The organism is Legionella nagasakiensis (assembly GCF_900639915.1).
Taxonomy (GTDB): Bacteria; Pseudomonadota; Gammaproteobacteria; order Legionellales; family Legionellaceae; genus Legionella_A; species Legionella_A nagasakiensis.
In genome coordinates this window covers 26017-48808 of record NZ_CAAAID010000017.1, presented here as the reverse complement: position 1 = coordinate 48808, position 22792 = coordinate 26017, and the positions used below count along the sequence as shown (strand labels likewise).

Below are 22792 nucleotides of genomic sequence, written 5' to 3'. Positions count from 1 at the left end.
CATCCGTCAGTTGTCTCGCATTAAATCCAGCCGCCTTGAGGGCCGCCGCACTGCATCCGTTTAATTCATGAATCTGGGTTGCTGATACCCCTTGCGCACGCAACGCACTCAATTTTGTCGGATCGCATCCCGCTGCGCGAATGGCTGCATCACTGACTCCTTGAGCCGCCCGTATTTCGGCAGGGGTAAACCCGGCATTTGCTAGATCATCATCGGTGAAACCGGCTGCTTTTAATGCAGCAGCACTGCAACCAGCATATTGCCGAATCAATTTTGCGCTAACACCTGCTAGACGTTCTCTTTTTAAGGCCTCAACATTACACCCTGTTTCTTTGACATCTTGCGGTGTCATACCTGGAGGCAACTGATTTTCAGCTTGCTGAATTTCCGCCGGTGAATAACCTGCGTCTCTCAACTGCGCAGGACTGTAACCAGCATTTAATAAATCTCTAGCACTAAAGCCTGCGCGTCTCAATTCATCTGGAGTAAAACCAGCATTTTTTAAGTCTGCGGCACTAAATCCTGCATTCTTAAGCTCTTGAGCGGTATAACCTGCTGCTTTTAATTGCTCCGCACTACAGCCACTTATTCGACGAATAGCGGCAGCAGTGACACCCGCTGCACGAAGCTTTCTTAAAGCATCTGGATCACATCCTGCCCTGCTAACATCCGCAGCAGTAATTCCATCAGGCAACCCTCCTGCCTGCGCAATTTCATTATCAGAAAAACCAGCTCCTTTTAATTCTCCGTCGGAAAATCCCCCATCTTTCATTTCTTGGGCAGTAAATCCGGCATTCCGTAATTGACAGGCATCAAAACCACATATCCTGAGCTGGCCAGCCGTATATCCTGCCTCCTTCATTTGCCTTGCATTAAAGCCACTTGCTTTTAATTGAGTGCAAGAACATACTTGCCGCAACTCCGTCAGCTTGTAGCCATTGTCTTTCAGTTGCAGACATGTACAAGCTTCCTTCAGGTCACTTAGAGTCGCTCCTTGCTGAACAACTTGCTGAACGGCAGTCTTACTGCAATTCGCATCCTTCAACGATTGCAGCCATTGACTTTTTTGGGGTCCTGTCGCACTTTCAAGAGCCAATGTTGAAAAACCAACGCCTCCTTCTCCATGTTGAGGACCAACCGCTTGAATATCACCACCAAACGCTTGCGTACGTATAATGGTTGGAATGGCACTCCCACCTTGTTCCGCTGCTTGCTTGGCTTGTTCTATATTTTGCTGCGCCTGCAATGCTGCATATTGAGCGGTAGGATCCATTGAGCCTGGGATAGATTGGATTCCTGTCGGCGCAGTGGTTACTTGGGCTGAAGGCGGAAGCTCTGTTGAAGTCGATGCAGTAAATCGTATCACTCCGATTAAGACAGCAATGATCAACAACACAGCAGTAAAAATAATAATGACCCTTGAACGGGTATTGGTAAATAGCGCCTTTAAATTTTCTTTTTTACCTGCCATTTTTTATAACCCTTCTACCTTGAGCTGCATGACTTTACCATGCCAGGAAACCAGTAAAACCGGAGATTTCTGCATTTCATAGGCATGCATCCCATCCGCACTTGTCATGCTTCCTATCCAGCCTGGTGACAAAATGGTAAGGTTCGTTCTCACATACATTCTCTCATTCAACAACCAAGCTCTTGCGTCTCCACCACTAACTGTAAGTCTTGTGCTCCCTGGAGGAGGAACGCCATCCAAAACATTTAACAATAAATCATTAGCAGATGGCGGAATTCCTATTTCAGTTGGCAAATTTTTGGCATTAGGCCCATAACCTTGAATGCGTAAATCAACTCGATAATCCACAGCCTTCTGCCCGGGAATTAATGTCAGCATGACTGGTGTGTTCAAATCACGTAGCCGGACTGCGAGATTTCCATAAGTGTATAATTTAGTTGCTTGGATCATTAAAGTATTGCTGGTTTTGTCCCATTGGATATTAAAAGCGCTCGGATCACCAAGATCATAAGCACCAATTGGCCAGGGAGCACCTGTTGAATCAAGAAATACCAAAGAAGAAACAAATCCTTGTGAAAGCCGTATTACAGGAGGAGTAGAACCAGGAGATAAATTAACTATTTGCGAAGTAGCGGTTGGTTTCGGCGGAGTCCCAACAGGCGACTCCTTGGCAAATTCAGAGGTTTCATACATTTGCTTAAGATGAATGGTTTGCTCTGGAGATAAAGGAAATAATTGTTCAGTTACCCCCTCATAAGCCAACTCATCGAACACTTCCTTATCAGGTGGCGACATAGAAGATGAAGAAGTACTATCTGTTTCTTTCTGCCCAACATCCGGCTTCACTGCTGAAGGGGGGGGGCGACGTGCGGCAGCAGCAGTAGCTGGTTGAGTTTGATTTCCTCTTGATGGTGCTGCTGGACGTCTTGCAGAGGGTTGCGCTTGCTCATTTTCAGGAGACAAACGCTGCTGTAACATTCGTAACTGCTCAAGAGCCTGTTGAGCAGAATCCACTTGCTGAGCATCCACTGCCACGACAACGTGCATAAGGATTGCCAATAAAGAAAATTTTATTGCTAATTTATTGTAACTCATCAACTTGTCTCACCGCTAGCAGGTCCAACCACAAACTGGGCAATTCCAATACCCCGAGGAGAATTCAACGTCGATACTCGAGTAATTAACATCGTAACGACATTATTTTGTTGAGAAAATTCACTGGCGCTTTGATAAGTTACTAAAATTGGCATTTGCACGCGCCATGAAAAACGATTATTCAACACACCTTTTTGCAAGATAATTGGTGCTCTGGTTGCCACCGCAGAGACGATTAATTTTTTAGCTTTAACCGCATCAAGGTTATTTGACTGCTGGAGAGCGTTCAGAAACTGAGTCCATCCATCAGCCGTAAAAAAGCCAGACGCCGCTTGTAACTCACTGCGATAATTGACAAAGTTATAACTAAATGCAGCAATGGCAGCCTGATTCGCCCATTGTAAAACCGCTGAATCCGATTGATTAGGCTCATTCAAGGGGAATAATGGTGTTATCCGACCATTAATGCTTGTTGCAAAATATTTTGGTGCTGGCGGATGAGTCACTATATAGGTGAGTATGCCCCCTAATATAATATTAACTAACATAGAAACCAATAAGATCAATATTATTTTTCTTTGTCCATCGCGATAAAATTGATTTCTCATCGCGACCGCTGTTAATGCATCTTCAGCCATAATATCCTCAGTTAGTTAGGCATGACTTTGTTATTATTTGATCCGGCCTCACTCGCAAGCAATGGAACAGACGTATAATTGGGTTCATCCAAAGACGTTAACATCACGGGAGGAGTCACGCCGCTCGTCGCATAAAAATCCGGCTCCGGAAGATTAAAATAAGCATAATAAATCCCCATCCCCAGGAATACATTAAGGACAGTAGAAAAAAGAAGAAACGTTATTGCCTTACGATAAGTATCTACGTAGAAATGTTTAGAATTTTTGATTAAATCCCACGCCACACGACTCATCTTATCTCCATATTAAGCAACTTTATCTCGAAATGCTATTTCGATTCTGGAATTTGGTGATTTGTCCCCACCTTGGGCAAGCGCCATTATAGGTTTATCACTACCCAGGCCATGTGTAAAGATAAAACGACTATCAATATTCTGTGTCCATAAATAATTAGCGACTGCCCTCGCTCTCGCCAAGGTTAAGGCGCGCTCTCGCTGTGGAGAACTGCATTTGCTGCTATAGGCAGTTACATTAATCGTAACTTTGCGGAATTGCTTTAAATAACAGGCGATATCGTTCAAAAGCGCATAAGAACCCCACGTGAGTCGTGGAGACTGATCGGCAAATAAATAACTAGATGGGATACTTATTAGATAATCCTGGCCAAGTGTAATAACCTGAATGCCATCTTTGTTAAAACGCTCCTGCATTTTTATAACCGCAGCATCGGATGCTCCAGCAACCTTGTAGGGTAAAGAAGCTGGTGTGCTCGTTACAACATGGACGGGCCTAGAGCAACTTGCCAAAGCAAGCATGGACAGTGAAAAAGCAAGCCAGGCTGAGAAGCTTATAAAACGAGCATGCAATCGTCTCAACTTAAACCCTCACGTCGAAAATCAATAAAATTTCTAAGGAAATAAAAACATACAAATCATCACGTTACAAGCAGTACATGAAAATTTCAAGAATCTGGCCTATTTATGAAAGATAATATTATAATTTGCATAAAATACATGCAAAATGAAATTGGATAATTGGTGGAAAAACATAAAAATTAAGTCTCGGAAACCAATGTTCAGACTTATTCCGAACTCCATGACATATCTTATGCTTTGTTTTTTGCTTTTTCTCGTTCATCTCGGATTTTTCCAGATAACGAATCCACAAGCGTTGCCAGCTCATCTGCACTGATTTGATCTCGCTCTTCAGGTGGATAAGAAGTAGCCATTTGGAAATCTTTTATCAATTCATTGGCAATATTTCCTGAAAGTTTATCTTTTTCACCGCTTAATCGCTCAATTGACATCATATAATCGCGGGTTTCATTGATAGGCAATAGCGGCTCCGAAAACCGCTCAACCTCTTTCACGAGTATTGGCAATGCCTCCATAGAAGAATGCAATTTACTAAATATAGTTAAAGTACCTGGTGGTTCTTCTTCAATAAGTTCTTCTATTTTTTCCGGTTCATTATGTCCATGGAATGCCAATAAAGCTGCCACGCCACGTTCAATAGGTTCGGTAATTTTAGATTCATGTAGAGCATTGCTTATCAGCGTAATTTCTTCATTCTCCACTTCCTTATTGATACCAATATCACCACGCTCTAAAATACTCTGGAAGCCAGCAAGTTGCTTTTGTAGTTTATCAAGGTATTCATCCGCAGGCGCTTCCACTTTCAAAAACTGATTTAATTTTAATTTTTTTACTGGTTTTGGATTGGCATAAAACATTCTGGCTCGCACAATTTTTGAACGGAAAAAGATGTGTGCTTCACCTTCCGTCTGCTCTTTTAAATCAAGTAAATCAATACGGGAACGTTTTTCAAACGATGAACTCTTGGTATCCATATAACTGTTAGCAATACTGGTTTCTTTCGTCTGAAAAGAATCCACTTTAGTTACATAAGCCTCACCTGCCGTTTTGGTGAAAAAATCCCATGTTTCAGTGGGATCTTCCAACTTCATACAGATTTTTATATTCGTGTTCGCACCGATTGATGCGGCTTCCTCTTTAGATGCTTTCTGAAATGCGGGTAAATCCTGACCGGCAAAGATAGCGGAAAAGCCTAGTGAACGTGCCTGAGCCGGAACGACGGCAAATCCTTGAACGGCATAATAGCCATATTCATCTAAGACGCAAATATAAGGTGTTGGAGAATTCGTAGGCTTACGCTCAATAACATCCCGATAGTCTCCTTCAACTTCTTCTCCAAGACCTGCTGCCATCATCGCCTTCAAAGAAGATACAATAATTTTCCCAAGGTTGGACAATTCATCAGGGGATTTTTCCAAAGCAGGCAATAGCACAACAAGGATCCGTCTATTTAATACCACATCTTTAAAATCAACTTCCGCCAAGTTAGTACGAACGATGTGGCCATAGGTATCGGCAAGGGAAGAAAAAGCACGCACCAACTGCATTGTAATAAATCCATGCTGCTCAAATACTTGCGAGACTTGCTTTCCTTTTTTTTCTTTATTGTACCCCGGCAAGGTTCCAAGGTAATTGCGCAGCGGATCGGTTACCAACTTGGGAATAGATTCAATATTAATACTCTCTTGATCATCTCTTGGAAAAATCTTGTCAATGACAATCGTCTCAAGCCGTTGGAGGTCAAAGTAATTTCGAATCGTATCTGCATCGAGCAGAATAGCGCCTTCATCCCGCATGTACACAAGCAGTCGCATCAACGCTTCCACAAATGCGATGGCCCGACCTTTCCACATATCACCGTCTGATGATTGGCTTGAGCCACCCATTAGGCTCACCACCAATTGCGTCAACATGCTGGAAGACCCTTGACAAAACGGGTTTAATGTATTGGACAATCGTTTTTCTTGTGGCCCGATGATATCACGCGCACCGGTCATGAAATTTACCAGTAATAAATCATCTTCACGCCCCATGCTCCGCACCATGGAAAATACTTTAGCGTATAATGAGTTATCACCTTTACCATCCACATAAATAAAACCACTGCCTTGCACCAAAGCATTAAAGGCAATTGAAACCAATGCTTCGGTTTTACCACTACCGGTTGAACCGAAAATCAATGCATGCGTCCGCATGTCATCGTTGGCAAACCACAACTCTTCGCCCGTTTTACGATCATTGCCAAAAAATGCAATTCCGCGAGCAAGATTGGGCGTTTGAATGCCTGGTTTTAGGTCATTATAGTCTTTAACGCGTGCAATTTTTGGCAAACGGAACGGTAAAGTTTGCTTACGGGTAAATGTATAAAGAAAACAAAAGAAACCAATGATCAGCAATAAAATAGCTGCCTCAGATATGTAATAAGTAGAAGCGGCCAAGGACACTAACACAATAGAAACGTTGGTAGGATTAGAGAAAAAATCACTAATACGCTGTCCTAGCGTTCGTGTGTCTCGTAAAAGCTGGGTTGGATCAATCTCATTACGGGAATCAATACCGCGCATCATGGCTCTAACTCCTGCATTTCTTTTGGAGACAGCTTGACGTCTTTGATAGCTATCTCAAGTGCTTTAATGGCTTCATCAATCATTGGCACTAAAGAACGACGCCCCATTGCCTTTTCTGCTTTCCAATGAGCAAAAGGGCCCGCAACTTCTGCATAAGGGGTTTGCCTTCCCACACAATTCAACATATACCAAAGTCGCCGATCAATGGGCTTTAACCACAAGAATTCGGAACTCGGCACAACACCATCATCCCGTGCTGCATATAATAACGACGCCATTACTGTTAACAGATAGGCATGTTTTGCCACGACTTGCTGTACATTTTCAGTGTTTTGAAACTTTCTTAGGGTATTGTTTGCAACACTGTAATCCGGTTTACCTTCAGCATAACTCTTATCGAGAGACTCCAAAATCATTATGGCAGAACTACGATCACGATTCATGCGCGCCATGAACACTGCAGCTAAAGCGCGCGCATGAGGTGGACAACGTTCAAACCCATCCCAATAAGGCCCCAACTGTAAGGTAAATACTCTTTTAGCATCACCTCGCCGTAATCCAGCAGTCATTTCCTGCCCAGGAACAGGTGTATCCAGCAAAACATCTTCTTTTTTAAGCAACTGATACTTGCGGGCAAACTCCATGGGAGTCAATGCCATGGCCCAGGGACCTTCATTAATATCAATGCCCACCAAATCCAGTTTAACCACTGGCATAATAGCTGGCCAATTGTATTGCTCTTGTGCTCGCAATGAAAGCATATTGTATGCTTTGCGAAACCTTAGCGTGACATTGGATTTATAAAGCAAAATGGCGAATGTAACAAGAATAGCGACAACTGGATAACGAGTGTAATCGCCTACACTTCGTGATAGATCAAGCATTTGATCCCATTCTACAGCGCTTGGGTCAAGCGTCTGCATTAAATAAATCTCATTCGACAATTGCCCAGAGCCTATAAAAAAATTAATCAGCTTTGCTTGTAGAATATTGATGTAAAAAACAGCGGATACAATGTACCTGTGCCCAACGCTCCACAAGACATAAACGGTTAGAATAAGCAATATCATAACCCACACAGGAGCCATTGAATTATCGCCAGATTGTTGCTGTGGTTGTTGTGCCATCTGAGATTAATAGGTTAAAGACTACTTAAATAAAGTATATACCTATTTTTAACTGTTTTGCGATATCCAGCTTACATAGGCCTTTCTAATTCATGATTGGAAACTTTAATCAACCGGCCACCAGTGTATTTATATGTACCGGAAATATGGACGAAGCGATCAATATTTTCCAATTTCAACGCCCTGTCTTTTAGCGTTAATAATGACTTACCGAGCTTATCAACGGGCGTTTTTTCTGCAGGAGTAGGCAAAATATCATTTTGACTGATGTAAATGGAAACATACCCTTCATTTATTTTATTTTCTTTGGTTCCTATGATTTCTTTAACGTCTTTCTCGTTGGCATAGATTGGCCTTGAAATCATTTGGCTTGGCAGATTAGCCACAATCCGCTCCCAGGACGACAGATTACTGCCAGTAGAAGAATAAAGTGCCACGAAAATTTCCCGCTGACCGCTACGCAAAGCAATTCGGTTAGCCAGATGAGAAGGTATTTTTTCTTTTTCTTGATCAGATAAATGAACCTGACTCGCAAAACGTTCGCGAATTTCACGTAATTTTTTACCAATCACCCGCAAAAAATTTGACTCATCCCACGGACCTTGCTCAATTGCATCATCCAGAGCCTTTAATATGGAGTTCGCTTGTTCTTCGGATAATTCATCTTTCATAAAAGTCAGGATATTACCACCATTTTGAGTATACTAAGACACCCCCCTCACCACAAAATATTCGCACGAGACAACGTTGCGGAGACAGGCGGGCGGGCATAAACAGATCAACAAGTTGGTGCTGAACGCAGTCGGATTTGCAGGCACACCCTTGGTTTATTGTAAATTATAGCACCAATTCATCTCTATGTAGACTGGTGTGCAGCACATTTATTCTGGAATGGTAACACGTTTTAAGGTTTATTCAATTCATTGACTTATATTCTGAGTGATGATTGATGCTCCTCATGATGCTCTTCAGTTTCTTTAGCCGTTGAAGCCACTGATTGTTGCTCTCCTGCTACAACTTTCTGAGCAGGTTCTCCATAAATCTCTGCCTTGATTTGCCTCGTGCAGGTAGAAAGCGTTGCAACCGCTTGTTTACCAGACTCTGAAGGTGAAATGGCCTCTGCACGGGTGGTTGCTCCAAGAAGATTTTCTACATTCTGCGAGGCCTTCACCGCAGCCTCTTTCGTCGAAACTCCTGACGAGGCCTCTCCACTAAAAAGACCATGCGTGCTAAGACCGTCACTAGAACCTTCACTTCTTACTCTGTCCCATCGATTTGACACTGCCATAGTAATCTCAAAAATATGTTTGTTGTTAAAGATAGCTTAACAGAATTTAACTTAATAAAACCTTAAATCATCCTTTATTTGCACATTCTTTACACTTTACCTAATCATACATCAATTCATCCAAAGGTGTATAATCGCGACTTGGCCCACCTTGAATCAATTCATTCAACACATCCGTCATGCATAACAACCGCAACACATTTGGCGTGACTTCATCAAACACAACCCGGGTTCCTAAAAGCGCATTTTCTGCTTCATCGAAGCTTACGCCTAAACCATACCCGAGACATAATGAACAAAGTTGGTCGGCACGCTTAGCGATCGCTGGTAATAATCCAGTCGCGGAAAATACCTCATCAAAACTGACAAATCGATCGTTCAAATAAAATTTTGCATTCATACTGGCCGCGATTAATGCCATGCCTTTGCTGATGTCTATTTTCATAGTTAACGCCACCAAGGCTGCGAAGATTTCACACTACCGGCGATAAACGTCCTGATCCAACGTAAAAAAACCGGCACAGTAAAACCATAGTGTTCAAGAACACCAAAAAATATAGCCGAGACGATGACCAATATGCCAGTCCAAATACGAATATGCATTAGAAAAAGAAAAATAGGAAATGCTGCTCTAGCATCCACTACAAAAAAACGGGCGCTGCGAGCAGAATCACGCCAATGCGATGTTTGCGAAAATCCAGCCATACCATTCCTCTTTCTTGCCTGTTTAAGTTAAAGTATATCGTGCAGAAAAGGCAATGCAAGCTTTAGAGACTGTTAATATAATAGCTAGAATATAGTATTTTCGTTTTTATCTTGTGGCAAAAGACATTTGGCTAACACATCAGCTAAAGCAGGAGAAGCATTGTTCGTCGGAGTTGGCTGTAATTCCAGATTCTTATCATCCCCTACCTGTTCTTCCTGGGTAGGCTGATCATGAATAGGTGAGTCCGTTTTGATTTCTTTGCTTTTCTGGCTCGTTTCAGATTCACCTACTTGGACCGAAGTCGATGGATGCCCAAGCTTTAATCTATCAAGCATGTACGTTGTGCTGCCACTCATGATAGCTCCGCATAAAATAACCCTCTGAGTCCATCATACACATCAAAGATTAAGGTTTTATTAGCTTGCCTTAAATAAATACCTGTAATAAAGTAGCCAGCATGCTGCTTAATTACTGCTATTCATGAAAGGACTCTGCATCGCTCTCGCGATAGCAGCGTTGGCTGTTTGCGCGTCTATTTTTCAACAAAATATCCCAATCATCATCCATTGGATTGATAAATTAGGTTTCATTGCCCCTCTTATATTTTTACTTTTATATTGTTTTGCAACACTTTCTTTCTTGCCTACGATGGTTTTGACCTTAGCAGGAGGAATCCTCTTTGGTCCTATCCTCGGTACATTATTTAATTTAATAGGTGCCACTTTAGGGGCTAGTTGTGCTTTTTTTATTAGTCGTCATTTCGCTTTTGATTGGCTAGCCAACAAACAAAATAAACCAATAAACAAGCTTATTACAGGCGTCGAACGGTGGGGCTGGCAATTTATAGCTTTATTGCGCATCGTACCAATTGTTCCTTTTAGTTTAGTCAATTACGGCTTAGGCCTAACGCGTATAAAATTTAGTCATTATTTCATGACCACCATCATTTTTTTGATCCCCACCGAAATTGTTTCAACTTATTGTGGCTATGCTGGCATGGATATGCTTATTCATTCAGGCGAACTCTATAAACGAATCAGTTTATTTTTTCTAGTTTCTCTTGGTGTCTTGCTTATCTTATTTAGAGTTAGACAGCTTAAGCGCAATGGATAATTCTTCATCCTCTTTTAACAGATCCTGCAGTTGGTTTAATAAAGGATGTTCGAGATTTAATAGAACGCCGTCCAAAGATCGGACTGGTCTAATGCCTTGTAAAACATTGGTAACAAATACAGCATCAGCATTTATAATCCATTCTTTTTGCAAAACCTCTTCTTGGCATTCAATAGTATGTTTCAGGCACAAACTCAATAAACGATTTCTTATAATGCCTGGTAGCACCCCACAGGTAATGGGTGGTGTATAGAGCTTATTTTGATGAATCACAAAAAGATTAGCGACTGTAGTCTCAGTAATATGATGCTGCATATTAAAAAATAAAGCATCATCGGCGTTCATGGATAGAGCATGTCGACGGGCTAAAATGGATTCCAGGTAATTAACCGTTTTCAATTGATAAACAGGGTTATTTGCATCACGCAACCAAGGGGCAGTTACCAGATTCAACGCCTGGCACATCGACTGATAGACAAATGGTTCTAACAGCAAGCTTGGGTGATCACCCTGAACACACAGCCCACGGGTAGCACGGCCACTTGTTAAAATCACCCTTATCCCGCCAGTTTGAAGCTTTGCACAGCCTATGCATTGAAGAAGCAATTCATACCATGCTTCATAACTTTGTTCATAAGAAATTTGAAGTTTTGAGGCGGCACTTGACATGCGCTGCCAGTGCAGCTCGGCATAACAAGGACGATGATTTATAATTTTTATGGTTTCAAACAATCCTTCACCCAGAAAAATTCGATCATCGGCCAAGAACGGTATAGCCTGCTCACAAGTCTTAGTAGTCAAGAAAATCTTCTAATTCATCACGCAGGCGCTTTTCTTCTAATAAATTTTCCAAACGCTTGCGTGCATCAGAAGGCGGACGGTTAGAATCATCTAAAATAATCTCATCCGCTTCTACAAACTCGTCTTCTGCAATCAGCTCTTTTTCTTCTTCATCATATAGTTCAGTCATGCTATCCTCTCGAAAGTTTAAATAGCAATACTCTTTGCTCCTGCGATAACTATTATTACCCTTATGAAGCAAAGACTTAAAAAGGTGCAAGCTATATACCCTATTTTTTTTTTTTTGCCTAGCTATTTTTTCATTTGTCTTGAACTATGAAATATATCTACGTGATAATCAATAAAAAATTATCTAACCAATTTATTATGGCTGACCGATTTAAAGAAGCACTAAGACAAACGTATCGACTAATACGCAAAAATTTGACACTTGATTATAAGCAAGCTGCAGCCAATAAAATATGCTCACGTATTCGCACTCTAGAAAAATATCGCTACGCCAAACGCATAGCGCTTTATCAATCGGTTCATGGTGAAGTTGACTTGGGCAGCTTATGGAAATCTGCTCCCTTGCAAGGCAAATATTGCTATTTTCCCACACTGAATGAAGATCTTAGTTTGTCATTTCTTCCGGCAACGCCAGCAACACAATTTTATAAAAACCGCTTTGGCATTCAAGAACCCTGTGGTCAGTCAGAACAAGCTCTAAGACCCGATGAACTCGATATTATTTTTATGCCCCTCGTTGCTTTTGACGACCAGGGAACACGGCTAGGCATGGGGGCAGGCTATTATGATCGAACGTTAGAGAAATATAAAACTCGTTGTTTGATAGGTGTAGCGTACGATTTTCAACGTCTTTCGTTCATTGCCCCACAACCCTGGGATATACCGTTATCCGTGATTGTAACTGAACGTGCAATTTATTGGAGTAAATCATGACTCATTATTGGTTAATGAAATCTGAACCCTCTTGTTTCAGTATTGACGACTTACGCAAATCACCACAACAAACAACACCTTGGGATGGTGTACGTAACTATCAAGCGCGCAATTTTATGCGTGATATGAATCTTGGCGATTTGGTCTTTTTTTATCATTCAAATTGCAATCCGCCAGGCATTGTGGGGATTGCAGAAGTGGTCAGTACCGCTTACCCGGATTATACAGCGTTTGATCCTAATAGCGAGCATCCGGATGCCAACAGCACTCCTGAACATCCAAGGTGGTTTATGGTTGACATTCGTTTTAAAGAAAAATTTCCTGAACTTATTTCCTTAACGACCCTTAAGCACTCTCCTGAACTGGAACAAATGCCTCTGCTGCGTAAAGGCAACCGCTTATCCGTCATGCCAGTCAGTGCACAAGAGTGGGATTTTATAACCCAGTCATTACGATAAATCTCAGGAGGGCCTGTTATCTATGGACCCTAAATAATGTGAGGAAAGATTTTTCCTAGAACGCTAACTTAATGCATCTTCACCAACTTCGCCAGTCCTGACTCGCACCACTTGTTGTAAATCATAGACAAAAATTTTACCATCACCAATCTTGCCTGTATAAGCTGATTTGCAAATGGCATCGATTGCTAATTCAACCATTTTATCGGGCAAAGCAAGCTCGATTTTTATTTTAGGCAGAAAATCAACAACGTATTCAGCCCCTCGATAGAGTTCCGTATGACCTTTTTGGCGGCCAAATCCTCTGGTTTCAGAAACCGTAATGCCAGGAACACCGATTTCCATGAGTGCTTCATGAACATCATCCAACTTAAAAGGCTTGATAATTGCAACAATCATTTTCATTTCTTTTACCTTAAAAAAATCTTGGTAAAGATTTCTCATAGCTGTTTCAAGCTGATTTTGTTAGACTTTAATCCTGGGCAATAAACGATGCAGCAGGAGTTATGTAATGGTTGAAATCAGCCAATTTGAAGAGCTGGCAAAAAAACTTTACGCCACTTTACCCGCCAGTGTACAAAATTTTGAAAATGAGATTCAACAAAAATTCCGGGAAATATTACAATCGGCATTCACTCGAATGGATTTAGTCACTCGCGAAGAATTTGATATCCAAATCAAAGTACTAGCGCGTACCCGGGATAAAGTTGAAGCATTGCAAAAGCAAGTCGATGCCTTACTTGCTGCAAATAAAGACAACAATACCTCCAGTTAAATATTCAACATTTAATCCAAGTTCTAGGATGTTGTAAACCACTTCTGTGAAAACATCGACGAATTCTCTTTCATGAAGTAGAATAAATCCGGTCCAACCTAAAAAATAGAGCATCATCATGAGCCTGGCTATTATTAAAACGCGCAGTGCTTTGGGCATTAATGCCCAACCCGTCTCAGTGGAAGTCCACTTATCCAATGGCATACCTGCTTTCACCATCGTAGGATTGGCAGAAACTGCTGTAAAAGAAAGCAAAGATCGCGTGCGCAGCGCCATCATCAATAGCCAGTTTGAATTTCCATGTCGAAAAATAACGGTTAATCTTGCGCCAGCTGATTTACCAAAGACAGGTGGAGGGTTTGATTTGCCCATCGCGATTGGCATTTTGGCTGCATCAGGACAAATCCCTATTCATAAGCTAGACTCCCATGAATTTATTGCAGAGCTGGCATTGAATGGTAATCTTCGAGGAATCTCAGGAATTATTCCGATCGTGATTGCCTCACAACGCGAGCAACATCAATTAATCATTGCTCGTGCCAATGAAAAAGAAGCGTCTCTTGCCGGACAAAATGATGTAAAAACGGCTGATAACTTACGTGCAGTCTGTGGTTATCTAAGCCAAGGCCTCCCTTTACATCCTTTGCCAGAACGACCAAAAAACACACTAGAAGATCATGAATTAGACTGGTCGGACATCAAAGGTCAAAATCATGCAAAATTTGCCATGGAGATTGCCGCATGTGGTGGCCATAGCATTTTATTAAGCGGTCCTCCGGGCAGTGGGAAAACGATGCTAGCGAGTCGCTTTTGTACGCTGCTGCCAGAATTATCTGAATCACAGGCCTTAGAATGTGCAGCCATTCGATCCGTTCGTGGACGATCGCTAAATTTTTCCCATTGGCGCGAGCCTCCTTTCAGGGCGCCTCATCATACCGCATCGCCCGTGGCTTTAGTGGGTGGAGGGAACCCGCCGAGACCGGGTGAAATTTCACTGGCCCACCATGGCGTACTATTCCTTGATGAATTACCAGAATTCCACCGCCAAGTCCTGGAAACCTTGCGTGAGCCACTGGAATCAGGCCATATATGCATTTCCAGAGCAGCAACCCAAACCGAATTTCCTGCACGCTTCCAATTGCTGGCCGCCATGAATCCATGCCCCTGTGGTCAATGGGGGAATCCGAAAGCAACTTGTGTATGCACACCTGAACGAATAAATCGTTATCTTGCCAAATTATCCGGCCCATTGCTTGACCGTATTGACATGCAGGTAACAGTACATGCGCTTTCTGAGGATGAGCTTGTCAAACCAAATCAAACAGCCGGTGGAGAAAGTATGAAAATAAGAAAAATCGTTACTGAGATTAGACAACTGCAATTAAACAGACAAGGATGCGTTAATGCAGCACTCAACGCTAAAGACTGCGAAACAGTCTGTTTCTTAGGCAAAAAAGAACAAGAATTTTTAAGCAAAGCCATTAATCGCCTGAAATTGTCCGCACGAGCTTTTCATCGCTTACTTAAAGTCGCCAGAACCATTACCGACATGCGGCATGAAGAACGGGTCGAGTTATCGGACTTACAGCAAGCATTATCATTCAAACAAATGATGCCTTCTGCATCCATAACGTCTTAAATAAATCCAAATAATGATTATATATCGGTCAAAAAGAACATTATTTTTTATTTATAATATAATTAAGTAACGAATGAGTTTCTTTATTACGTTAATAAAGGTGCCATAATGAAGAAAGCAATGAACTATGAAGATATATTTGCTATGCCTCAAGAGGAGCTGGATGTATTAGTACAACGCATTTATCAAAAAATTCAAAAGGATGAACGATTCAAGCAACGATTAAAAGAGAAGCCAACAGAAGTATTAGAAAAAGAAGGCATCAAACTGCAGCCAGGTCTTTGTTTTCAAGTGGTTGCAAGCAAAGAAGAAGCTATGCAATTGCCAGTAAATGTCATTCCATTCCCACTGATTACTGGCAAAAAGGGAAAGGTGGCGCTTACTGATCTGACAGAAGTGGCTGGCGGCGGTTATATCCCTGGGAGTTATTTTGGAAACCTTGATAGATGGGGGGAGTAAAGGCGCTTCCCTGACGAAAACACTTCTGTTTACTACGAAGCTTGAGACAAACCATTTTAATATAACATAGCTGCGGCAGCTCAAACTAAGCCGCTTTACATAATAAGTCAAAAATAGCCATGCGCATGAACACGCCATTATGTACTTGCCGCAAGATAACCGATTGAAGCCCATCCGCCACATCATTGTCGATTTCTATACCACGGTTCATGGGGCCTGGATGCATCACGACCGCATCTGGTTTGGCATAGGCTAACACCTCCTTCGTCAAGGCATAATCACGACGATAAGTCTCCACGTCAAGATGCTCTGAGGCCAATAAACGCTCTCGTTGCACACGCAAACACATCACCACATCAGCTTCTTTTATACCATCCCGTAAAGAAGAAGTAATCTGGCCGAAAGCAACCGATTCCGGTTGCCAGATATCGGGAGCGACAAAAATCAATTCGCCAACCCCCATCAAAGCACATAACGCTTGCATGGAATTAGCCACACGCGAATGACGGATATCACCGACAACGGCAATCTTTAACTGACTGAGATGAGGTTTAGTCTCCATAATGGTCATCATGTCCAACAGGGCCTGGCTGGGATGAGCATGCTTGCCATCGCCTGCATTGATGATTTGCACCACATCATTACACTGTGCTGCCAATAATTGTGGCAAACCATCTTCTGAATGACGAATTACGAGAAATGAGATCCCCATGGCAGTAAGTGTTTTTATCGTATCTCCAATGGTTTCACCTTTCTTTTCTGAAGAGCTTTGTAAATCCAAATTAATGACAGACATCCTTAATTTTTTGGCGGCAAGTTCAAAACTGACGCGTGTGCGGGTGCTGTTTTCATAGAAAAGATTAGCCACCGTGAATTGAGAATAAGCAGGAAAATTGGCATGATTTTTCAATATCAGAGCACGTTCTATCAATCGGTCTGCCTCTTGCCGGGATAACTGACTGATTTGCAGAAAATGTCTCATGTTTATAATACCTCATTGCAACAAGCACGTTGATACGTATTTTATAATGTAATATCCCTTAAAAGCGAGTCACTAAAGAAAACTCATTATTTGAAGCTAATTCAGTTATTTTGAACGTCTGGATGCTGTAACCATTGTTCTAGAATAATACAGGCTGCAATGCTATCAATTTCTGCTTGTTTAATTTTACGATATCCTCCTTGTGCAAATAAATGCGCGCGAGCTTCTACTGTGGATAAACGTTCATCGACGAGATAGACTGGAAGAGAAAAACGCTCTCTAAGCTCAGATGCAAATGTCTTACTGGCTTTTGTGGTGTAAAGCTTGCCATCGTTGAGCGTCGTTGGCAAACCAACAATAAGGCCGGCAGGGCGCCAGTCGTTTATCAGTTTTTGAATGCTATCCCAGTCAGGAACCCCTTGTTTTGCCTCCAGGGTAATCAATGGAGATGCGCTAGCAGTCAGCCGCTGGCCAACCGCTACACCAATTCGTTTATATCCAAAATCAAACCCTAAGAAAACGCCTTCACGCATGACCGGCACTGGAAGTTAATTGATTCATGTTTACTCCAATGCTTAAGCCAGCATATTCCCAACGATCTTCAAAAGGGACTTCATACAACAATTCAGGCGTATAAGGACAAACCAGCCAAACGTTGTCAAGCATTTCCTGTTCCAATTGATTTTCACTCCAACCCACATAACCTAACGTAACCAGCACATCTTTAGGGCCGTGATCATCAGCAATAGCGCGAATAATATCATTTGAAGTCGTCACCGTCACGTCATCGCGCAAAGCCAGACTTGACCGCCATTCACCAAAGGGACGATGAATAACAAATCCTCTATCCGGCTGGATTGGCCCACCAAATAATAATGGCATATTATTCCGTTCAATATGCCTTGGCTCAATATGCAACTGATCAAACACCATACTCATAGGATATTCCATAGGACGATTTATAATCAGGCCAACAGTGCCTTGAACATGATGTTCACAGACATAAATAACTGCCCTCTTAAAATTTGGGTCACGCAAGGAGGGCATTGCAATCAACAAATGATTCGCTAAGGATGTATTGGATGCCATAACGATGCCCTCTTTATAATCTGCTTATTATAAGTATATACCACTGCATTGAAACCGTTTTTAAAATCAAAAGCAGGAAGGTATGGAATTTATAGGAAAGCACACGTTATGATTGCGGTAAAAATAATTCCGTCATAAGGAAATACCGTGGATAAAATTGCGCTGAGCCCTAAGGACCTTTTTTTACTTCGTGCCTGGGAAATCGATGAACTGCTCTGGCTTGTCTTCAGCATAAGTTTAATTGTATTTCTAGTGGGGTTATATGTTTGGGATAGAATCCAGAAAAAACATGCGATTTTGCGCAACTTCCCTTTGATTGGTCATTTTCGTTATCTTGGTGAATATTTAGGTGAGTATTTACGGCAGTATTTCTTTGCTGGAGATCGCGAAGAGTTACCATTTAATCGCGCCGAGCGCAGTTGGGTTTATCGCGCCTCTAAAAACGTCGATACAACCATTGGTTTTGGCTCAACGCGGCCATTACATAATACCGGTACGGTTTATTTTGTCAGCGCCCCCTTTCCTCCACTTGCCAGAGATAAAGCCACGATACGTCCCTTAACCATTGGCCCCAAATGCGAGCAACCTTACACATCCTCGCATATTTTTAATATTTCTGCCATGAGCTACGGCGCCATTTCCAAACCAGCTATTCTAGCTCTGGGCAAAGGAGCGAAAATGGCTGGCTGTTGGTTAAATACCGGCGAAGGAGGCATTTCTCCTTACCATTTGGAATATGGTTGCGATGTGATTGCCCAGATTGGTACAGCAAAATACGGTTTTCGCGATGCAAACGGTTATCTTTCAGACGAACGCCTGCAGAAATTGGCTAATGAAAATGCCATCAAAATGTTTGAAATAAAATTAAGCCAAGGAGCAAAACCAGGAAAAGGCGGTATCCTGCCTGCGATTAAAGTAACAAAAGAAATTTCAGAAATCCGGGGCATTCCAATTCATACAGATTCTATCAGTCCAAATCGCCATATCGACATCAGTAATGTAGAGGAACTACTTGATATTATTGAACATATTCGCCACATTACTGGCAAACCAGTAGGATGCAAATTTGTGTTGGGTAGTTATGAGTGGGTTCATGATCTTTGTCTTAGCATTCACAAACGTGGAATCGACCATGCACCTGATTTTATTACCCTGGATAGTGCTGACGGCGGCACTGGGGCATCCCCACAAGGCCTCATGGACTATATGGGCATCCCTATTCAAGAATCGCTTCCCCGTCTGGTTGATATTTTGACTCTTTATAATTTACGTGAACGCATCAAAGTCATTGCCAGTGGAAAGTTAATCACCCCGGCCGATGTCACATGGGCGCTTTGTGCAGGGGCTGATTTTGTCAATTCGGCGCGTGGATTCATGCTGGCTCTAGGCTGCATACAAGCGATGAAATGCCACAATAACACGTGCCCTACCGGCATAACCACTCATAATCCCCGTCTGCAACGTGGTCTTGTTCCTAGTGATAAAGCAGAACGCGTCTATCATTATGCAAATAATATGGCGCATGAAGTCGCTATTCTATGTCATTCTTGCGGCGTAGATGAGCCTAGACAATTACAGCGTAAGCATGCAAGGATTGTGAGAGAAGATGGCTTTTCTGTTTCACTGGCTGAAATTTTTCCCGATCAAGAGCCTTTAGCGGAATACAAATGAAGCATTAAGCCGCTTCTTGAGCTCTCGAATCAACTCATTGCACTTGTCTGCGGCATATTCTTTATTAGGTTGTGAAACTTGCCAAATACCATGAGGCCATAGTTTATCATTCACAAAACGAGCAATCACATGAACATGTAATTGCGGAACAAGATTTCCCAAGGCGCCCATATTTAGTTTATCCGGTTTAAAATATGCACGGACAATGGCCGAAAGTTCATTGATTTCATCCATAAGTACATAACGCTGTTGTTGTGGTAATTGGTCAATGTCCTGTATATTTTCCACACGGGGAACCAGAATAAGCCAGGGAAATTCAGCATTATTTTTTAAAAACACCTGCGACAATGGCCAATCACTGAGCTTAAAACAAGTCGATAAAATTCGAGCATCCACGACAAAAGTCATAACATTCCTTAGGAGCCAGAGAGTTTTCCACTACAATCATGTGAAATAAGGTTTTTAAAGTGATTGTCCGACTACAAAAAACAACAAAAAGGAGGTAAACATGCACTTGAACGGCAAAATTTCATCCATTTTCTGGAAAGGACTCTTTACTTTATTACCCTTATATTTAACATTTTATTTTCTTTGGTGGCTATTAGGAAGCATCGAAGCAACATTCAGTCAATTTTTAAAAGCCATTTTAGGCTCCTATTATTTTCCCGGAATGGGGTTATTAACCGCTTTAATCATCGTTTTTGTCATGGGCCTCTTGCTTCAGGTGTATATCACTCAACATTTGAACCACGTATTAAATAAATTTATAGGCAAATTACCCATTCTTGGCGAACTCTATGAGTCACTGCAATCCATCATCAAATATTTGACTTCACCGACGAAGCCTGAAAATGAAGAAGTCGTTATGGTTCATCTTGAGCATTTAAATCTTAAGATGCTTGGCATTGTCACCCGCACTGATTTTGATAAATCACCCGCAGGCATTGGCGATGAGTCTTTGATTTCCATATACATCCCAATGAGTTATCAAATCGGGGGATTTACCGTTTACGTTCCTAAAACCGCTGTAACACCCGTGGATTTAACAGCAAAAAAAGCACTGAAATGGTCTTTTATGGCCGGCATTGAATCCTAATCATTTTTTGTTAACAAATCCTCATGATCGACTAAAATTAATATAGGAATAATCGGAATAAGGGAACAAAATGAACACGACTCAGGATAAAATTGCTAATCCACTTAATTATTATAAAAAACCAATTGAAGTTGAACAAGATAGAACCTTATCGGTTGCAGAGAAAATAAAATTATTAACTAATTGGCTAGACGATATTAACTTAAGACAAATTGCTGAAGCAGAAAATATGCAAGCAAAAGATAATGGACGAACCTATATTGCAGACGTTGAACGACTATTGCATAAATATCAGACAGAACAGCCAGGTCGTCATTAAGAACTAATTCACATAATTTGCTGGAAATACCAAGAGGTATGACCGACGATTTTAATCTCGTTAACAACAGCAACGACACCCTGTGTATTACGCGCCAAATTTTCAGCCCATTTTTTATGCGCTTCAGTCTTTGCTTTTCCTTGCAGAAAGACCACACCGTCATTTACTTTCACCTGAGTTTCTTCATACCAAGTCGTTGCAATCAAGATGCTTTCGATTCGCTGACGAATCTCTTCATCACGCGCTGAAGGCTTAATTTCAACGTGATGTGACACTTCAGGCATTGTACTGGTAGACGACTGTATCTCTTCAGCATTAGAATTCGGTGGTTTTTCCGCCCATGCAAATAAATAAAAACCCACAAAATAAATCAACATAAAGACGTGCGGTAAATAACCATACCACCGTTTTGGACTATTTTTTCTCTGAAGCATGTCTACATTCCAGATTAAAAACGATAAATGGCGGCAATCCCTGTTTGCGTAGGCATCTTATTGCTTGGCACAATTAAGACATCGCCATGCGTTTTCAAAACCAGCTCACTGATATCATCCAGTAAATCATCGGTCTCTGGATTCAACAGTTTATTTAATGTTACCTCACCAGAATCGTGATTTATTTGCCCTGGGATTCGCTTATCTGCATCAATCAGTACGGTAGATACTCGTCCTGCAACAGCCGCCTTAGCGATCTTTTCTAGATCATCTGAACCAAGATTCTTAGAATCGGCTTTTGAAAATTTATTTATAATTTCATCTAATCGCCTCAGATAATGCGGTTCAACCAACTTCCAGGCGCGCTCTCGTAATTCATCCAGTGATGCATCATCCGGATTAAGTTTAATACCATCAGCAAGCAAGTAAGGATTTTCACTTATTTTATGAAATAAATGATGATATTCTGGCAAGGCTGCAAGAATCAGAGGTAATTTTGCAGTTCGAGAATGATGCTTTAAGATGGCCTCATCGACGTGACGAAAGAATCGTTCTTCATCCAAATCGACATCGTCTTTTCTGGCCCCATGTCCATGATACATGGCAGGCCCTGCTGTTCCTTTACCATAACTGGCAACTTTTAAATGGGGCTCAGTCAATTCAGAACCTAGTGCCTTGATGATCGTATCCGGAACTTCTTTAGCCAGCTTGACTTCTTCAAGTCCATCACGATTGCCTTCAAACAATTTAACTCGTTCACGGCTTAAAGCAAGAATTTGATAACGTTCCGCTGTTTGCATCAGGCGTATGAGTGGTTTAATATGAAAATTATTGGCTACTACTGCAAGTTCCACCACCGCTCGCGGCAAAGTATACACTCGAAATGAGCTTGGTGTCGCTAAAATGGCCATGCCATCCAGCGTATAATTCCAAAATTCATGATCAGCCATTAATGTTTGAAATGGCTTCAACAGAGATTCGATTTTTTTTTCTGGGTATTTTTGCTGCAATGATTTTTCAATAGATTTAAGCAGATTTTTGAAACGAATAATGTCTTGTTCTTTTTCAGGGCGAGTACGATGAGTAGGTTGGTAAAGAGAAATACAAGGTGTCTCATCGTTATTAAAAAACTGCTCTGGATAATCCTCTATTAATGAATTCATGTTCTTCTCCTTCCAATGGAAAAATCTCCTAATAACTAAAAGTATAGAACAGCTTACAAGCAAAAAACGTTGGGCAGATGACCG

Annotated in this window: 29 protein-coding genes and 1 pseudogene; 9 read left to right on the top strand and 21 right to left on the bottom strand. The window is 41.6% G+C overall.

Going from position 1 to position 22792, the window contains the following annotated elements; translation table 11 throughout:
- From E1O52_RS12000 to E1O52_RS11945, 12 genes and pseudogenes are all read right to left on the bottom strand, one after another.
- A pseudogene (locus tag E1O52_RS12000) lies at positions 1-1471 on the bottom strand (pentapeptide repeat-containing protein); the annotation flags it as partial.
- Positions 1472-1474: 3 nt separating this feature from the next.
- Positions 1475-2566, bottom strand: a complete 1092-nt coding sequence (locus E1O52_RS11995; protein ID WP_133128944.1) for a DotH/IcmK family type IV secretion protein — start codon at positions 2564-2566, stop codon at positions 1475-1477.
- The gene (locus E1O52_RS11990; protein ID WP_133128943.1) at positions 2566-3204 is read right to left on the bottom strand and encodes a type IVB secretion system apparatus protein IcmL/DotI; all 639 of its coding nucleotides are present in this window, start codon (positions 3202-3204) and stop codon (positions 2566-2568) included. Before E1O52_RS11990 ends, E1O52_RS11995 begins: the two co-directional genes overlap by 1 nt.
- Before the next feature lie 11 nt (positions 3205-3215).
- Complete coding sequence (gene icmM, locus E1O52_RS11985; RefSeq protein WP_133128942.1) at positions 3216-3497, bottom strand: type IVB secretion system protein IcmM/DotJ; 282 nt, start codon at positions 3495-3497, stop codon at positions 3216-3218.
- Positions 3498-3509: 12 nt separating this feature from the next.
- The gene (gene icmN, locus E1O52_RS11980; RefSeq protein ID WP_423202737.1) at positions 3510-4079 is read right to left on the bottom strand and encodes a type IVB secretion system protein IcmN/DotK; all 570 of its coding nucleotides are present in this window, start codon (positions 4077-4079) and stop codon (positions 3510-3512) included.
- 230 nt (positions 4080-4309) lie between these two features.
- Positions 4310-6646, bottom strand: coding sequence for a TraM recognition domain-containing protein (locus tag E1O52_RS11975; protein ID WP_133128941.1), 2337 nt, complete (start codon positions 6644-6646; stop codon positions 4310-4312).
- Positions 6643-7773, bottom strand: coding sequence for a type IVB secretion system coupling complex protein DotM/IcmP (gene icmP / locus E1O52_RS11970; RefSeq protein ID WP_133128940.1), 1131 nt, complete (start codon positions 7771-7773; stop codon positions 6643-6645). The genes E1O52_RS11975 and icmP overlap by 4 nt, the downstream gene beginning before the upstream one ends.
- A 71-nt stretch (positions 7774-7844) precedes the next feature.
- On the bottom strand, positions 7845-8444 hold the full coding sequence (gene icmQ / locus E1O52_RS11965; protein ID WP_133128939.1) for a Dot/Icm secretion system protein IcmQ: 600 nt from the start codon (positions 8442-8444) through the stop codon (positions 7845-7847).
- 257 nt (positions 8445-8701) lie between these two features.
- Complete coding sequence (locus tag E1O52_RS11960; protein WP_133128938.1) at positions 8702-9061, bottom strand: hypothetical protein; 360 nt, start codon at positions 9059-9061, stop codon at positions 8702-8704.
- Positions 9062-9161: 100 nt separating this feature from the next.
- Positions 9162-9506: a type IV secretion IcmS family protein gene (locus E1O52_RS11955; RefSeq protein ID WP_133128937.1), complete on the bottom strand. Its 345-nt coding sequence runs from the start codon at positions 9504-9506 to the stop codon at positions 9162-9164.
- Positions 9507-9508: 2 nt separating this feature from the next.
- Positions 9509-9766, bottom strand: coding sequence for an IcmT/TraK family protein (gene icmT, locus E1O52_RS11950; RefSeq protein ID WP_133128936.1), 258 nt, complete (start codon positions 9764-9766; stop codon positions 9509-9511).
- 84 nt (positions 9767-9850) lie between these two features.
- Entirely contained in the window at positions 9851-10123 is a 273-nt protein-coding gene (locus E1O52_RS11945) for a hypothetical protein (protein ID WP_133128935.1), read from the bottom strand.
- 124 nt (positions 10124-10247) lie between these two features.
- Here E1O52_RS11945 and E1O52_RS11940 point away from each other — a divergent pair, with 124 nt between their 5' ends.
- A complete protein-coding gene (locus tag E1O52_RS11940; RefSeq protein WP_133128934.1) occupies positions 10248-10880 on the top strand; it encodes a TVP38/TMEM64 family protein in 633 nt (210 codons plus the stop codon).
- On the opposite strand, the gene E1O52_RS11935 is transcribed toward E1O52_RS11940, so the two are convergent.
- On the bottom strand, positions 10845-11681 hold the full coding sequence (locus tag E1O52_RS11935; RefSeq protein WP_242602245.1) for an aminotransferase class IV: 837 nt from the start codon (positions 11679-11681) through the stop codon (positions 10845-10847). The genes E1O52_RS11940 and E1O52_RS11935 overlap by 36 nt on opposite strands.
- Positions 11671-11850 carry a PA3496 family putative envelope integrity protein gene (locus E1O52_RS11930; protein ID WP_133128932.1) on the bottom strand — a complete coding sequence of 60 codons (180 nt, stop codon included), beginning with the start codon at positions 11848-11850 and terminating at the stop codon, positions 11671-11673. Before E1O52_RS11930 ends, E1O52_RS11935 begins: the two co-directional genes overlap by 11 nt.
- 197 nt (positions 11851-12047) lie before the next feature.
- Between E1O52_RS11930 and E1O52_RS11925 the strand changes: the two genes are divergently transcribed.
- Both E1O52_RS11925 and E1O52_RS11920 read left to right on the top strand, forming a co-directional pair.
- Positions 12048-12623, top strand: a complete 576-nt coding sequence (locus tag E1O52_RS11925) for a 5-formyltetrahydrofolate cyclo-ligase (protein ID WP_133128949.1) — start codon at positions 12048-12050, stop codon at positions 12621-12623.
- A complete protein-coding gene (locus E1O52_RS11920) occupies positions 12620-13081 on the top strand; it encodes an EVE domain-containing protein (RefSeq protein ID WP_133128931.1) in 462 nt (153 codons plus the stop codon). The genes E1O52_RS11925 and E1O52_RS11920 overlap by 4 nt, the downstream gene beginning before the upstream one ends.
- Before the next feature lie 63 nt (positions 13082-13144).
- On the opposite strand, the gene E1O52_RS11915 is transcribed toward E1O52_RS11920, so the two are convergent.
- Entirely contained in the window at positions 13145-13486 is a 342-nt protein-coding gene (locus tag E1O52_RS11915; protein ID WP_133128930.1) for a P-II family nitrogen regulator, read from the bottom strand.
- Between the two features lie 106 nt (positions 13487-13592).
- Between E1O52_RS11915 and ubiK the strand changes: the two genes are divergently transcribed.
- The 3 genes from ubiK (at position 13593) to E1O52_RS11900 (ending at position 15954) form a co-directional block, all read left to right on the top strand.
- Complete coding sequence (ubiK, locus tag E1O52_RS11910; RefSeq protein ID WP_133128929.1) at positions 13593-13856, top strand: ubiquinone biosynthesis accessory factor UbiK; 264 nt, start codon at positions 13593-13595, stop codon at positions 13854-13856.
- 118 nt (positions 13857-13974) lie between these two features.
- Positions 13975-15495: a YifB family Mg chelatase-like AAA ATPase gene (locus E1O52_RS11905; RefSeq protein WP_133128928.1), complete on the top strand. Its 1521-nt coding sequence runs from the start codon at positions 13975-13977 to the stop codon at positions 15493-15495.
- A 108-nt stretch (positions 15496-15603) separates the two neighbouring features.
- Positions 15604-15954, top strand: a complete 351-nt coding sequence (locus tag E1O52_RS11900; protein ID WP_133128927.1) for a hypothetical protein — start codon at positions 15604-15606, stop codon at positions 15952-15954.
- Between the two features lie 85 nt (positions 15955-16039).
- Here E1O52_RS11900 and E1O52_RS11895 read toward each other — a convergent pair whose 3' ends face one another.
- From E1O52_RS11895 to E1O52_RS11885, 3 genes are all read right to left on the bottom strand, one after another.
- A complete protein-coding gene (locus tag E1O52_RS11895) occupies positions 16040-16936 on the bottom strand; it encodes an aspartate carbamoyltransferase catalytic subunit (RefSeq protein WP_133128926.1) in 897 nt (298 codons plus the stop codon).
- Positions 16937-17037: 101 nt separating this feature from the next.
- Positions 17038-17469, bottom strand: a complete 432-nt coding sequence (gene ruvX / locus E1O52_RS11890) for a Holliday junction resolvase RuvX (RefSeq protein ID WP_133128925.1) — start codon at positions 17467-17469, stop codon at positions 17038-17040.
- Positions 17462-18025 (bottom strand): YqgE/AlgH family protein, encoded by a 564-nt coding sequence (locus E1O52_RS11885; protein WP_133128924.1) that lies wholly within the window; start codon positions 18023-18025, stop codon positions 17462-17464. Before E1O52_RS11885 ends, ruvX begins: the two co-directional genes overlap by 8 nt.
- Positions 18026-18172: 147 nt before the next feature.
- Between E1O52_RS11885 and E1O52_RS11880 the strand changes: the two genes are divergently transcribed.
- Positions 18173-19696 (top strand): FMN-binding glutamate synthase family protein, encoded by a 1524-nt coding sequence (locus tag E1O52_RS11880; protein WP_242602243.1) that lies wholly within the window; start codon positions 18173-18175, stop codon positions 19694-19696.
- On the opposite strand, the gene E1O52_RS11875 is transcribed toward E1O52_RS11880, so the two are convergent.
- A complete protein-coding gene (locus E1O52_RS11875) occupies positions 19679-20104 on the bottom strand; it encodes an HIT domain-containing protein (protein ID WP_133128923.1) in 426 nt (141 codons plus the stop codon). The two genes, E1O52_RS11880 and E1O52_RS11875, sit on opposite strands and share 18 nt — an antisense overlap.
- A 100-nt stretch (positions 20105-20204) precedes the next feature.
- Here E1O52_RS11875 and E1O52_RS11870 point away from each other — a divergent pair, with 100 nt between their 5' ends.
- A complete protein-coding gene (locus E1O52_RS11870; protein WP_133128922.1) occupies positions 20205-20792 on the top strand; it encodes a DUF502 domain-containing protein in 588 nt (195 codons plus the stop codon).
- Positions 20793-20862: 70 nt separating this feature from the next.
- Entirely contained in the window at positions 20863-21111 is a 249-nt protein-coding gene (locus E1O52_RS11865) for a hypothetical protein (protein WP_133128921.1), read from the top strand.
- An 8-nt stretch (positions 21112-21119) separates the two neighbouring features.
- Here the strand turns inward: E1O52_RS11865 and E1O52_RS11860 are convergent, their stop codons facing one another.
- Positions 21120-21545 (bottom strand): BON domain-containing protein, encoded by a 426-nt coding sequence (locus E1O52_RS11860; protein ID WP_133128920.1) that lies wholly within the window; start codon positions 21543-21545, stop codon positions 21120-21122.
- 14 nt (positions 21546-21559) lie between these two features.
- On the bottom strand, positions 21560-22708 hold the full coding sequence (locus E1O52_RS11855) for a baeRF3 domain-containing protein (protein WP_133128919.1): 1149 nt from the start codon (positions 22706-22708) through the stop codon (positions 21560-21562).
- Between the last annotated feature and the right edge of the window lie 84 nt (positions 22709-22792).

Coding starts and splice junctions, on each gene's coding strand:
- E1O52_RS11995 (WP_133128944.1), bottom strand. CDS start 2,566: ATGAGTTACAATAAATTAGCAATAAAATTTTCTTTATTGGCAATCCTT.
- E1O52_RS11990 (WP_133128943.1), bottom strand. CDS start 3,204: ATGGCTGAAGATGCATTAACAGCGGTCGCGATGAGAAATCAATTTTAT.
- icmM (WP_133128942.1), bottom strand. CDS start 3,497: ATGAGTCGTGTGGCGTGGGATTTAATCAAAAATTCTAAACATTTCTAC.
- E1O52_RS11975 (WP_133128941.1), bottom strand. CDS start 6,646: ATGATGCGCGGTATTGATTCCCGTAATGAGATTGATCCAACCCAGCTT.
- icmP (WP_133128940.1), bottom strand. CDS start 7,773: ATGGCACAACAACCACAGCAACAATCTGGCGATAATTCAATGGCTCCT.
- icmQ (WP_133128939.1), bottom strand. CDS start 8,444: ATGAAAGATGAATTATCCGAAGAACAAGCGAACTCCATATTAAAGGCT.
- E1O52_RS11960 (WP_133128938.1), bottom strand. CDS start 9,061: ATGGCAGTGTCAAATCGATGGGACAGAGTAAGAAGTGAAGGTTCTAGT.
- E1O52_RS11955 (WP_133128937.1), bottom strand. CDS start 9,506: ATGAAAATAGACATCAGCAAAGGCATGGCATTAATCGCGGCCAGTATG.
- icmT (WP_133128936.1), bottom strand. CDS start 9,766: ATGGCTGGATTTTCGCAAACATCGCATTGGCGTGATTCTGCTCGCAGC.
- E1O52_RS11945 (WP_133128935.1), bottom strand. CDS start 10,123: ATGAGTGGCAGCACAACGTACATGCTTGATAGATTAAAGCTTGGGCAT.
- E1O52_RS11940 (WP_133128934.1), top strand. CDS start 10,248: ATGAAAGGACTCTGCATCGCTCTCGCGATAGCAGCGTTGGCTGTTTGC.
- E1O52_RS11930 (WP_133128932.1), bottom strand. CDS start 11,850: ATGACTGAACTATATGATGAAGAAGAAAAAGAGCTGATTGCAGAAGAC.
- E1O52_RS11925 (WP_133128949.1), top strand. CDS start 12,048: ATGGCTGACCGATTTAAAGAAGCACTAAGACAAACGTATCGACTAATA.
- E1O52_RS11920 (WP_133128931.1), top strand. CDS start 12,620: ATGACTCATTATTGGTTAATGAAATCTGAACCCTCTTGTTTCAGTATT.
- E1O52_RS11915 (WP_133128930.1), bottom strand. CDS start 13,486: ATGAAAATGATTGTTGCAATTATCAAGCCTTTTAAGTTGGATGATGTT.
- ubiK (WP_133128929.1), top strand. CDS start 13,593: ATGGTTGAAATCAGCCAATTTGAAGAGCTGGCAAAAAAACTTTACGCC.
- E1O52_RS11905 (WP_133128928.1), top strand. CDS start 13,975: ATGAGCCTGGCTATTATTAAAACGCGCAGTGCTTTGGGCATTAATGCC.
- E1O52_RS11900 (WP_133128927.1), top strand. CDS start 15,604: ATGAAGAAAGCAATGAACTATGAAGATATATTTGCTATGCCTCAAGAG.
- E1O52_RS11895 (WP_133128926.1), bottom strand. CDS start 16,936: ATGAGACATTTTCTGCAAATCAGTCAGTTATCCCGGCAAGAGGCAGAC.
- ruvX (WP_133128925.1), bottom strand. CDS start 17,469: ATGCGTGAAGGCGTTTTCTTAGGGTTTGATTTTGGATATAAACGAATT.
- E1O52_RS11885 (WP_133128924.1), bottom strand. CDS start 18,025: ATGGCATCCAATACATCCTTAGCGAATCATTTGTTGATTGCAATGCCC.
- E1O52_RS11875 (WP_133128923.1), bottom strand. CDS start 20,104: ATGACTTTTGTCGTGGATGCTCGAATTTTATCGACTTGTTTTAAGCTC.
- E1O52_RS11870 (WP_133128922.1), top strand. CDS start 20,205: ATGCACTTGAACGGCAAAATTTCATCCATTTTCTGGAAAGGACTCTTT.
- E1O52_RS11865 (WP_133128921.1), top strand. CDS start 20,863: ATGAACACGACTCAGGATAAAATTGCTAATCCACTTAATTATTATAAA.
- E1O52_RS11860 (WP_133128920.1), bottom strand. CDS start 21,545: ATGCTTCAGAGAAAAAATAGTCCAAAACGGTGGTATGGTTATTTACCG.
- E1O52_RS11855 (WP_133128919.1), bottom strand. CDS start 22,708: ATGAATTCATTAATAGAGGATTATCCAGAGCAGTTTTTTAATAACGAT.